Annotated in this window: 13 protein-coding genes; 11 read left to right on the top strand and 2 right to left on the bottom strand. The window is 72.0% G+C overall.

The window, feature by feature from the left end; all coding sequences use genetic code 11:
- The 5 genes from ABD127_RS06115 to ABD127_RS06095 form a co-directional block, all read left to right on the top strand.
- On the top strand, positions 1–780 hold a 780-nt coding region (locus ABD127_RS06115), incomplete at its 5' end, for an ABC transporter ATP-binding protein (protein ID WP_344198807.1).
- Positions 777–1,124, top strand: a complete 348-nt coding sequence (gene hisI, locus ABD127_RS06110; protein WP_344198805.1) for a phosphoribosyl-AMP cyclohydrolase — start codon at positions 777–779, stop codon at positions 1,122–1,124. The genes ABD127_RS06115 and hisI, both read left to right, overlap by 4 nt.
- A gap of 1 nt (position 1,125) precedes the next feature.
- The gene (locus ABD127_RS06105; protein WP_344198803.1) at positions 1,126–1,740 is read left to right on the top strand and encodes a Trp biosynthesis-associated membrane protein; all 615 of its coding nucleotides are present in this window, start codon (positions 1,126–1,128) and stop codon (positions 1,738–1,740) included.
- 44 nt (positions 1,741–1,784) lie between these two features.
- Complete coding sequence (locus ABD127_RS06100; RefSeq protein ID WP_344198801.1) at positions 1,785–1,973, top strand: HGxxPAAW family protein; 189 nt, start codon at positions 1,785–1,787, stop codon at positions 1,971–1,973.
- A 2-nt stretch (positions 1,974–1,975) separates the two neighbouring features.
- Positions 1,976–2,428, top strand: coding sequence for a DUF2752 domain-containing protein (locus ABD127_RS06095; protein WP_344198799.1), 453 nt, complete (start codon positions 1,976–1,978; stop codon positions 2,426–2,428).
- Positions 2,429–2,441: 13 nt separating this feature from the next.
- On the opposite strand, the gene ABD127_RS06090 is transcribed toward ABD127_RS06095, so the two are convergent.
- Both ABD127_RS06090 and ABD127_RS06085 read right to left on the bottom strand, forming a co-directional pair.
- Positions 2,442–2,900 (bottom strand): DUF4190 domain-containing protein, encoded by a 459-nt coding sequence (locus ABD127_RS06090; RefSeq protein WP_344198797.1) that lies wholly within the window; start codon positions 2,898–2,900, stop codon positions 2,442–2,444.
- Between the two features lie 144 nt (positions 2,901–3,044).
- Positions 3,045–3,431, bottom strand: coding sequence for a DUF4190 domain-containing protein (locus ABD127_RS06085; RefSeq protein WP_344198795.1), 387 nt, complete (start codon positions 3,429–3,431; stop codon positions 3,045–3,047).
- A 126-nt stretch (positions 3,432–3,557) separates the two neighbouring features.
- On the opposite strand from ABD127_RS06085, the gene trpC reads away from it, so the two are divergent.
- Genes trpC through galE form a run of 6 tightly spaced genes read left to right on the top strand, consistent with a single transcriptional unit; the run spans position 3,558 to position 10,294 of the window.
- Positions 3,558–4,364, top strand: a complete 807-nt coding sequence (gene trpC / locus ABD127_RS06080; RefSeq protein ID WP_344198793.1) for an indole-3-glycerol phosphate synthase TrpC — start codon at positions 3,558–3,560, stop codon at positions 4,362–4,364.
- Between the two features lie 5 nt (positions 4,365–4,369).
- A complete protein-coding gene (gene trpB / locus ABD127_RS06075; protein WP_344198791.1) occupies positions 4,370–5,572 on the top strand; it encodes a tryptophan synthase subunit beta in 1,203 nt (400 codons plus the stop codon).
- Between the two features lie 5 nt (positions 5,573–5,577).
- Positions 5,578–6,375 carry a tryptophan synthase subunit alpha gene (trpA, locus tag ABD127_RS06070; protein ID WP_344198789.1) on the top strand — a complete coding sequence of 266 codons (798 nt, stop codon included), beginning with the start codon at positions 5,578–5,580 and terminating at the stop codon, positions 6,373–6,375.
- A complete protein-coding gene (gene lgt / locus ABD127_RS06065; RefSeq protein WP_344198787.1) occupies positions 6,372–7,298 on the top strand; it encodes a prolipoprotein diacylglyceryl transferase in 927 nt (308 codons plus the stop codon). Before trpA ends, lgt begins: the two co-directional genes overlap by 4 nt.
- Before the next feature lie 52 nt (positions 7,299–7,350).
- The gene (locus tag ABD127_RS06060) at positions 7,351–9,294 is read left to right on the top strand and encodes an ATP-dependent DNA helicase (protein WP_344198785.1); all 1,944 of its coding nucleotides are present in this window, start codon (positions 7,351–7,353) and stop codon (positions 9,292–9,294) included.
- A 37-nt stretch (positions 9,295–9,331) separates the two neighbouring features.
- A complete protein-coding gene (gene galE, locus ABD127_RS06055; protein ID WP_344198783.1) occupies positions 9,332–10,294 on the top strand; it encodes a UDP-glucose 4-epimerase GalE in 963 nt (320 codons plus the stop codon).
- The last annotated feature ends 58 nt before the right edge of the window (positions 10,295–10,352 follow it).

The raw sequence follows: 10,352 nt of genomic DNA, 5'->3' as shown, positions 1-10,352 counted from the left end.
CTGGGCGCGCGGTTCTCCGGCGTGCGCTTCGCGTACCCGGAGGGCCCGACCGTCCTGGACGAGCTCGACGTCACGATCGAGCCGCGCCAGCGCGTGGCGGTGGTCGGCGAGACCGGCTCTGGCAAGACCACGTTCGCCAAGCTGCTGACCCGCCTGATGGACCCGGTCGACGGCACGGTGGCGCTCGGTCGCGACCAGCAGTGGGCCGACGTCGCAGAGGTCTCGTTCGCCGAGCTCCGCCGCCACGTCGTGATGGTGCCGCAGGAGGGCTTCCTGTTCGACTCGACGCTCGCCGAGAACCTGCGCTACGGACGCCGTTCGGCCACCGACGCCGAGCTCGTCGCCGCGATCGGCGACCTCGGGCTCGTCGACTGGTTCGAGGCGCTGCCGCGCGGCCTCCAGACGCGCGTGGGCCAGCGGGGTGAGTCGCTCTCGGCGGGGGAGCGGCAGCTCGTCGCCCTCGTGCGCTCGGCCCTGGCCGACCCCGCGTTCCTCGTGCTCGACGAGGCCACCAGTGCGGTCGACCCGCAGACCGAGCTGCGGGCCACCCGCGCGCTCGAGGTGCTGCTCGACGGCCGCACGTCCGTCACGATCGCCCACCGGCTCTCGACGGCCGAGAACGCCGACCGCGTCCTGGTCTTCGACGCGGGCCGGCTCGTCGAGGACGGCAGCCACGCCCAGCTGGTCGAGGCCGGGGGCGTGTACTCCCGCCTCCACGCAAGCTGGGTCGCGCAGGCTTCGCTCGGTGCCGTGACCCCGACTGGGACAATGACTCCATGAGCACCACGACCTCCCTCGACCCCGCGATCGCCGCCCGCCTGAAGCGCGACGACCACGGGCTGTTCGCGGCCGTCGTGCAGGACGCCGGCTCCCGCGACGTCCTGATGGTCGGCTGGATGGACGACGAAGCGCTGCACCGCACCTTGACGACCGGGGCCGCGACCTTCTGGAGCCGCAGCCGCAGCGAGTACTGGGTCAAGGGCGAGACGTCGGGCAACACCCTCGCGGTGCGCGAGGTGCGCCTCGACTGCGACGGCGACACGGTGCTCGTCGTGGCCGACCCCGCCGGTCCGACGTGCCACACCGGGGCAACGACCTGCTTCGACGCCGACCGGCTCGTCTGACGTGGCACGCACGGATCCCCGCCGCTGGTACGGCCCGACCGTCCTCGGCATCCTCGCCGCCGGCGGCGGTGCGTTCGCGGCCGGTCGCCGCACCTGGGTCACCACGACGCTCGGTGACGGGCAGGGTGCCGGCGCGACGATCCTGACCCGCGGCACCGACGTCTCGCCGCTCGTCCCGGGGCTCGCGGTCGTGGTGGTCGCCGCCGCCCTGGCGGTGCTGGCGTCCAGCGGGTGGTTCCGCCGCGTCGTCGGTGCACTCGTCCTGGTCGCGTCGATCGGGGGCATCATCGCGACGCGCACGAGCCCCGACGGGGTCGTGGACGCGGCGGTGGAGGAGAGCGTGGCCTTCGGTCAGGGCGTCGCCGTCACCTCGGTGACCCACCAGGGCCCCTGGCTCGCCGCGGCCGCGTTCGCCGTGGCCGCGCTGTTGAGCCTGCTCGTGATCCGCTACGGCTCCGCGTGGCCCGCGATGAGCAGCCGCTACGACGCGCCCACGTCGGGTCGGGCGCCGGTCGCGGCCGAGGCCGACGGCGCCGACCTGTGGAAGGCGATGGACGCCGGGGTCGATCCGACCGAGCCGGATGCTGACCGCGAGGACCCGACCCGGGACCGGTAGGCTGACCCCGTCCTCCCGATCGATTCCGCCAGGAGATTTTGACCATGCACGGATCCTCGCCCGCTTCCTGGACCGCCGTCCTGCTGGCCCTCCTCGGGACCACGGTCGGTGGCATCGGCCTCGTGCCCGAGCCCAACTGGGTGATCTTCACGATCGGCTGCGTCCTCGCGGTCATCGCCGGTCCGGTCGGTCTGGTCATGTCCAAGGCCGGCTACGGCGTCAAGAGCCACTGACGATGACCCAGGCGGTCCTGCCGCCTCCACCGCCCGGCGACGCCCGGGCGGATCGTTCCCGCGCCGCGCTGGTGCGGGTACCTCTGGTCATCGGGACGGTCGGGGCCTCGGCGCTCCTCGCGCTCAACCTGCGCGACCCGCACAGCTCGGGCTCGTGGGGGTTCTGCCCGTTCCTGCTCCTGACCGGGGAGCCGTGCCCGGCGTGCGGCGGCCTGCGCGCGATGAACGACCTGACCCGCGGCGACGTCGGTGCGGCGCTCAGCAGCAACGCGGCCGCCGTGGTGTTCGTCGCCGTGATGGGTGTCGCCTGGGTCGTGTGGCTGGCCCGCCGCTGGCGGGGTCAGGACGTCCCGTGGATCCGTCTGTCGAAGCCGTGGGCCTGGGCCGCGGGCATCTCGATGGCCGCGTTCGCGATCCTGCGCTGGACCCCCTGGGGCTCCTGGCTGCAGCCCTGACCGGACGCCGAGGTCAGTAGTACCAGTCGGAGCTGCCGAACCCGTCGGTCGCGAACAGCACGATGAAGAGCGCGACGATCAGCAGATTGATGACGAGCCCGATGATCCCGGTGACCAGCCCGGCGACGGCGAAACCGCCACCCTCCTGCCGCCCCTGGGACCGGGCGACCTCCTTGCGCGCCATGACGCCCAGGATGATCGCCGGGATGCCCATGAGGAACCCACCGACGTAGAAGCAGGCCGCACCGAAGATCGACACGATCCCGAGCACCATCGCCCAGATGGCCTTCTGATTAGTCGGCGCCGCCGCGTAGTACGGGTACATCGGCTGCGGGTAGCCGTACGGCTGTTGCGGCGGGTAGTAGCCCCGCTGCGGCGGGTATGGCTGCTGCGGCGGGTACTGCCCGGCGTAGGGGTTCGGCTGAGCCGGGGGCTCGCTGCTCGTCGGCTGCTCAGGATCAGGGGTCGACATGGCAGGACCGTAGCCGACCGAGGTGTCCCGGGTGGCCGATGAGGTGCGATCGTCCAGGACTCGAGTCACGGCCGCACGCTCAACGCAGAACGGCGGGTGCCGGACCGAGGTCCGACACCCGCCGTTCTGCATGCGGAGCAGTGCTCAGGCGAAGGCGTTGTCGAGCGCGCCGGTGAGGACCAGGAGCAGGTAGGCAGCCCAGAGGACGACGCCGATGATGCCGAGGATGAAGCCCGCCTTGGCGAGCCCCTCTCCGGTCTGCGTTCCGTTCGAGGTACGGATCTCCTGCGTCGCCATGCGGCTGAAGACGATGGCGAGGATGCCGGTGACCAGACCGAAGCAGAAGAAGCTGACGATACCGAGCACCAGCGACGCCGTGGCCTTGCCGTTCGTCTTGGTCGGCATGCCGTAGCCGCCCGGTGCCTGGGAGGGATAGCCGCCGGGTCCCTGGGGCGGGTAGCCACCCTCAGGAGGAGGCGTGGAGCCATAGCTGGGCAGGTCGGCGAGGTTGTTCGGGTCGTTGGTCGACATGTCGGGAGCCTAGTGGAGATCCCGCGCGCGGGCACCCGTGCAGGAGCGACCTCCGCGCGGGTTTACGCTAAGGCGAACCCCTCGCACCACGAGGTGGACCGACCGACCGAAGCCCGAGGAGGTGCCATGTCCGTTCTCGACGAAATTCTTGCCGGCGCTGCTGCCGATCTCGAGGAGCGCATGGCCGTCACGACGCTCGACGACCTCAAGGCGAAGGCGGCGCGTCAGCCCGAGGCGCTCGACCCGATGCCGGCGTTCCGCGCCGAGGGCGTGTCGGTCATCGCCGAGGTCAAGCGGTCCAGCCCCAGCAAGGGCGCGCTCGCGACGATCACCGATCCGGCCTCGCTCGCTGCCGACTACGCCGCCGGCGGCGCTGCCGCGATCAGCGTCCTGACCGAGCAGCGACGTTTCGGCGGCACGCTCGACGACCTTCGCGCCGTTCGCGGCAAGGTCGACGTGCCCGTGCTGCGCAAGGACTTCATCACGACCTCCTACCAGCTCTGGGAGGCCCGCGCGGCCGGCGCCGACATGGCCCTGCTGATCGTGGCCGCCCTCGAGCAGAACGCCCTCGAGAGCCTGATCGAGCGGGCGGTCTCCATCGGCCTGACCCCGCTCGTCGAGGTGCACGACGAGGAGGAGGTCGACCGGGCGGTGGCCGCCGGTGCCGACCTGATCGGCGTCAACGCCCGCAACCTCAAGACCCTGGAGGTCGACCGCGGCACGTTCGCGCGGCTGGCCCCCCGCATCCCTGCGAACGCCGTCTCGGTCGCCGAGTCCGGCGTGCGCGGTCCGCACGACGTTATCGAGTACGGCCGCCACGGCGCGAACGTGGTGCTCGTGGGCGAGACCCTGGTGCGTGACGACGACCCGCGAGCCTCCGTCGCCGACCTGGTCGCCGCCGGCTCGCATCCCGCCCTGCAACACAGGAGCTGACGCTGGTGAGTGCCGTACTCCCCGACGGCCCCGGACACTTCGGCCGTTTCGGTGGCCGTTTCATGCCCGAGGCCCTGATCGCCCCGCTGGACGAGATCACCCGGGAGTGGGAGGCCGCCCAGGTCGATCCCGCCTTCCAGGCCGAGCTCGCCCGGATGCTGCGCGAGTACGCCAACGTGCCCAGCCCTCTGTACGAGGCGCACCGGTTCAGCGCCGCCGTGGGCGCGCGCATCCTGCTGAAGCGCGAGGACCTCAACCACACGGGTGCGCACAAGATCCGCAACGTGATCGGTCAGGCGCTCCTCGCCAAGCGCATCGGCAAGCCGCGCTGCATCGCCGAGACCGGCGCCGGCCAGCACGGCGTCGCCTCGGCCACGGCGTGCGCGTACCTCGACCTGGAGTGCACCGTCTACATGGGTGAGGTCGACACCGAGCGCCAGGCGCTCAACGTCGCCCGCATGCGCATGCTCGGCGCCGAGGTCGTTCCCGTCACGACCGGCAGCCGCACCCTGAAGGACGCCATCAACGAGGCGCTCCGCGACTGGGTCACCACGGTCGACACGACCCACTACCTCTTCGGCACCGCCGCTGGGCCGCACCCGTTCCCGAGCATGGTGCGTGAGCTCACGCGCGGCATCGGCGACGAGTCGCGGGCCCAGGTGCTCGCGCTCGACGAGAAGCTGCCCGACGCCGTCGTGGCGTGCGTCGGGGGCGGCTCCAACGCGATCGGCATGTTCACGGCGTTCGTTCCCGACGAGCAGGTCCGTCTGGTCGGCATCGAGGCCGGCGGCGACGGCGTCGAGACCGGCCGCCATGCCGCGACCATCACGGCCGGCCAGGTCGGGGTGCTCCACGGCGCCCGCTCGTTCCTGCTGCAGGACGACGACGGCCAGACGGTCGAGTCGCACTCGATCAGCGCGGGCCTCGACTACCCGGGCGTCGGCCCGGAGCACGCGTACCTCGCCGAGACGGGCCGCGCGCAGTACGTGCCGTGCACCGACGACGCCGCGATGTCGGCCTTCGCCCTGCTGTGCCGCACCGAGGGCATCATTCCGGCGATCGAGTCCTCGCACGCCCTCGCGGGCGCCATCGAGCTGGCCAAGGAGCTGGGACCCGAGGCCACGATCCTGGTGAACCTCTCGGGGCGCGGCGACAAGGACGTCCACACCGCGGCCGAGTACTTCGGCCTGCTCGCCGAGGGGCGCTGACGGTCATGAGCCAGATCGACGAGCTGTTCGCGCGCACCCGCGCGGAGAACCGCGCCGCCCTGGTGGGCTACCTCCCGGCCGGCTTCCCGACCGTCGAGCAGTCCGTCCGCGCGATCGCGACGATGGTCGAGAACGGCGTCGACCTGGTCGAGGTCGGTCTGCCGTACAGCGACCCGGTCATGGACGGCCCCACGATCCAGTCCGCTGCCGAGACCGCGCTGGCCGCCGGCACCAAGGTCGACGACGTCATCGAGGTCGTCCGGGCCACGGCGGCCCTGGGAGTCCCGACCGTCGTCATGACGTACTGGAACCCGGTCGAGCGTCGCGGCGTCGACCGCTTCGCCCAGCAGCTGGCCGAGGCCGGGGGAGTCGGGCTGATCACGCCCGACCTCATCCCCGACGAGGGAGCCGACTGGGACCGCGCCTCGCGCGCCCACGGCCTCGACCGCGTCTACCTCGTCGCGCCGTCCTCGACCGATGATCGGATGGCGCTGACCGCGGAGGCCGCCAGCGGCTTCATCTACGCCACGGCCGTGATGGGCGTGACGGGTCAGCGTCAGGAGACCTCGAGCCTCGCGCCCGAGCTCGTCGCCCGTCTGCGCGCCGTGACCGACAAGCCCGTCGGCGTCGGCCTCGGCGTCAGCAACGGAGCCCAGGCGGCCGAGGTGGCCGCCTTTGCCGACGCGGTCATCGTGGGGAGCGCCCTCGTACGCTGCCTCCTGGACGCCACCGACGAGCAGCAGGGCCTCGACGCCCTCGCTGCGCTGACCCGGGACCTGCGTGCCGGAATGGAGCGATCGTGAACCAGCTGGCCACCTACATCCCCAGCCCCGAGACGGGCGTCTGGGAGATCGGGCCTCTCCCGCTGCGCGCCTACGCGCTCGGCATCATCATCGGGGCCCTGCTCGCGATCTGGATCGGCGAGCGGCGCTTCCAGGCACGCGGCGGCCACGAGGGCGTCATCGCCGACGTGGCGATCTGGGCCATCCCGTTCGGCATCGTCGGCGCCCGGCTCTACCACGTTGCGACCGACCCGGAGCTGTACTTCGCGGAGGGTCGCCGCCCGATCGAGGCCCTGTACATCTGGCAGGGCGGCCTCGGCATCTGGGGTGCCATCGCGGGTGGCGCGATCGGCGCCTTCATCGCCACGAGGCGAGCCGGTGTCTCGTTCTCGTCGGTCGCCGATGCGATCGCCCCGGGCCTGCTCGTCGCGCAGGCCGTGGGCCGGATCGGCAACTACTTCAACCAGGAGCTCTTCGGCAAGCCGACGACGCTGCCCTGGGGACTCGAGATCGACCCGGGCAACCGGCCGCTCGGCTACATCCAGTACGCCACGTTCCACCCCACGTTCCTGTACGAGCTGCTCTGGAACCTCGCGGCTGCCGCCGTGCTGATCTGGCTCGACAAGAAGTACCGCTTCACGGGCGGCCGGGCGTTCTGGCTCTACGTCATGCTCTACACCGCTGGCCGGTTCTGGATCGAGCAGCTGCGCATCGACGACGTCAACGAGATCGGCTTCTGGCGCCTCAACGTGTGGACCTCGCTGATCGTGTTCGCGATCGGGGCGTTCTTCTTCTTCCGCACCCGCGGCCGTGCGCCGGAGGCCTCCGAGGCCGCTGCTGACGACGCCCAGCCGACGGACGACGAGGACGTCGACCGCGCCGCGACCAGCAACGCGACGGACGAGACGGCTGCCGAGGCGCCGCAGCGTCCCGACCCGTCCTGAGCATGTGGACGGCGGTGCCGCGGCCGTCCGGTCCGCGGCTAGGGTGACGCGCATGCCTGACGCCGACACGACCACCGTCCGCGAGGTGCTGCACGCCGCGGTCAGCTCGGTCGGCGGGGTCGAGCGACCGGGCCAGGTCGAGATGGCCGAGGCCGTCGCCGCCGCGATGGAGGAGGGGCGGCACCTGCTCGTGCAGGCCGGCACCGGCACGGGCAAGTCGCTCGGCTACCTCGTGCCGAGCCTGCTCCACGGTCAGCGGGTCGTCATCGCGACGGCCACCCTGGGCCTGCAGCACCAGCTCGTGCAGCGCGACATCCCGGCCCTGCTGAGCGGTGCAGCCGACGTGCTCGACGAGGTGCCGTCGCACGCCGTGCTCAAGGGCCGCTCGAACTACGCCTGCCTCCACCGGCTCCGCGTGGGCGTTCCCGACGACCAGGGAACGCTCGTCGAGATCCCCGAGGGCACCCTCGGCGCTGAGGTCGTGGCGCTGCGCGAGTGGGCCGAGGACCAGGCGGAGAACGTCGGCCCTGGCGACCGCGAGTCGGCCCCGTCGCACACCGATCGTGGCTGGCGCCAGGTCAGCGTCACCGCGCGCGAGTGCCTGGGCGCGTCGAAGTGCGGCTTCGCCCTGGAGTGCTTCGCCGAGAAGGCCAAGGCGAAGGCGCACGCCGCGCAGCTCGTGGTCACGAACCACTCGCTGCTCGCGATCGACGCACAGGGCGACGTCCCCACCCTGCCCGAGCACGACGTCGTGGTGATCGACGAGGCGCACGAGCTGGCGTCCCGCGTCACCCAGGCGGCCACGGTCGAGCTGGAGCCCGCCGCGATCGAGCGAGCCGCGCGCCGCGCTCGTGGTCACCTGAAGAGCGGCCAGCCCGCCGACGACCTCGCCGACGCCTCCGACGCGCTGGCCGACGTGCTCACCCGCACCGAGCCTGGACGTCTCGACCGGCCCACCGACGAGCTGCTCGACGTGCTCGCGCTCGTGCGCGACTCGGCCCGCGCCTGCATGTCCGACTTCAGCTCGGAGAAGGGCGGCGGCGAGCCCGACGCGGCCCGTCAGCAGGCGCGCGGCCTGGTCGACGACGTCCGGCTCGTGGCCGAGCGCATGGCCGCCCACGGCGACGCCGACGTGCTGTGGGCCGCCGAGGGGCGAGCGGGAGCACGGCTCCACCTCGCGCCGCTCGACGTCGCGAGCATGCTGGCCAACAGCGTCTTCTCCGACCGCACGGTGGTCCTCACCAGCGCCACCCTGTCGCTCGGCGGCAGCTTCGACGCGGTCGTGCGATCGGTGGGCCTCGGCTTCGGCGACCACGAGTGGACCGGCATCGACGTCGGCTCGCCGTTCGACTACGGCAAGCAGGGCGTGCTCTACGTCGCCAAGCACCTGCCGCCGCCCGGACGCGAGGGTCCGAGCACCCAGCTCGCGGACGAGCTCGTCGACCTGGTGCAGGCGGCCGGCGGGCGCACGCTCGGGCTGTTCTCGTCGCGGCGTGCCGCGGAGGCGGCCGCCGAGATCGTGCGCGACCGGCTGCCCGACCTCGAGATCCTCGTGCAGGGCGAGGCCCACCTCAGCGAGCTCACGCAGCGGTTCGTCGAGGACGAGCACAGCTGCCTGTTCGGCACGCTCGGGCTCTGGCAGGGACTCGACGTCCCGGGTGCCACGTGCCAGCTCGTGCTGATCGACCGCATCCCCTTCCCGCGGCCCGACGACCCGCTCATGGGTGCGCGCCAGCGGCTCGTCGAGAAGCATGGCGGCAACGGCTTCATGTCGGTCGCCGCGAGCCACGCAGCCCTGCTGCTCGCGCAGGGTGCCGGTCGCCTGATCCGACGCGTCGACGACCGAGGTGTCGTGGCTGTGCTCGACTCACGACTCGCCACGGCCCGCTACGGCAGCTACCTCGCGGCGTCGCTCCCGCCGATGTGGCGCACGACCGACAAGGCCACCGTCCTGGGCGCCCTCAAGCGCCTCGACGAGGTCGCGAGCAAGGCGTGAACCGGCGGGTCGACTCCACCTCCTAGACTCGCCCCCTATGAGCATCGTGGTCACCGGCGGCGCCGGCTACATCGGATCGCACGTCGTCAGGGCCTTCGTGAAGGCTGGCCTCGACTGCGTCGTCATCGACGACCTGTCGAGCGGGCACCGCGAGTTCGTCCCGGAGGACGTGCCGTTCGTGGAGGCCTCCCTGCTCGACACGGCGGCGCTCGAGGCCACGATGGCCGACTACGACGTGCAGGCCGTCGTGCACCTGGCGGGCTACAAGTACGCCGGGGTGTCGGTCGATCGACCGCTGCACACCTACGAGCAGAACGTGCAGGGCACCGTGAGCCTGCTGCAGGCCATGGAGCGCAGCGGGGTGGACGCGATCGTGTTCTCCTCCAGCGCCGCGACCTACGGCACGCCCGATGTCGACACCGTCACGGAGGACACGCCGACCGCGCCGGAGTCGCCGTACGGCGAGTCGAAGCTGATCGGCGAGTGGCTGCTGCGAGACGCCGAGCGCGCCAACGGCACCCGTCACACCTCGCTGCGGTACTTCAACGTCGTCGGCTCGGCCGTGCCGGAGCTGTACGACTCCAGCCCGCACAACCTCTTCCCGCTGGTGATCCGCGCGCTGCGCGAGGGTCGGACGCCTCGCATCAACGGCGAGGACTACGCGACGCCGGACGGCACCTGCGTCCGCGACTACGTGCACGTGGCCGATCTGGCGGAGGCGCACGTCGTCGCGGCGCGGGCCCTGCTGGAGGGACGCGACCTCGAGCGCGTCTACAACCTCGGCTGTGGCGACGGCGTCTCGGTGCGGCAGATCATGGACGCCGCTGCGGAGGTCTCCGGCATCGACTTCACCCCGGAGGTCGGTCCGCGCCGTCCGGGTGACCCGGCGCGCATCGTCGCGTCCGGCGAGCTCGCGGCACGCGACCTGGACTGGAAGGTCCGCTACTCCGTGGTCGACATGTTCCGCAGCGCCTGGGAAGCCGGCCCCACCAACGCCTGACGTGCGGAGAGGTTTCGAGGCTCGCGCCGCAGGCGGCACTCGCACCTCAACCACCGGT

This window comes from Aeromicrobium alkaliterrae (assembly GCF_039529015.1).
Lineage (GTDB): Bacteria > Actinomycetota > Actinomycetes > Propionibacteriales > Nocardioidaceae > Aeromicrobium > Aeromicrobium alkaliterrae.
This window is presented reverse-complemented; position numbering and strand designations above follow the sequence as displayed.

Coding starts and splice junctions, on each gene's coding strand:
- ABD127_RS06100 (WP_344198801.1), top strand. CDS start 1,785: ATGCACGGATCCTCGCCCGCTTCCTGGACCGCCGTCCTGCTGGCCCTC.
- ABD127_RS06085 (WP_344198795.1), bottom strand. CDS start 3,431: ATGTCGACCAACGACCCGAACAACCTCGCCGACCTGCCCAGCTATGGC.
- hisI (WP_344198805.1), top strand. CDS start 777: ATGAGCACCACGACCTCCCTCGACCCCGCGATCGCCGCCCGCCTGAAG.
- ABD127_RS06090 (WP_344198797.1), bottom strand. CDS start 2,900: ATGTCGACCCCTGATCCTGAGCAGCCGACGAGCAGCGAGCCCCCGGCT.
- ABD127_RS06095 (WP_344198799.1), top strand. CDS start 1,976: ATGACCCAGGCGGTCCTGCCGCCTCCACCGCCCGGCGACGCCCGGGCG.
- galE (WP_344198783.1), top strand. CDS start 9,332: ATGAGCATCGTGGTCACCGGCGGCGCCGGCTACATCGGATCGCACGTC.
- trpC (WP_344198793.1), top strand. CDS start 3,558: ATGTCCGTTCTCGACGAAATTCTTGCCGGCGCTGCTGCCGATCTCGAG.
- ABD127_RS06060 (WP_344198785.1), top strand. CDS start 7,351: ATGCCTGACGCCGACACGACCACCGTCCGCGAGGTGCTGCACGCCGCG.
- trpA (WP_344198789.1), top strand. CDS start 5,578: ATGAGCCAGATCGACGAGCTGTTCGCGCGCACCCGCGCGGAGAACCGC.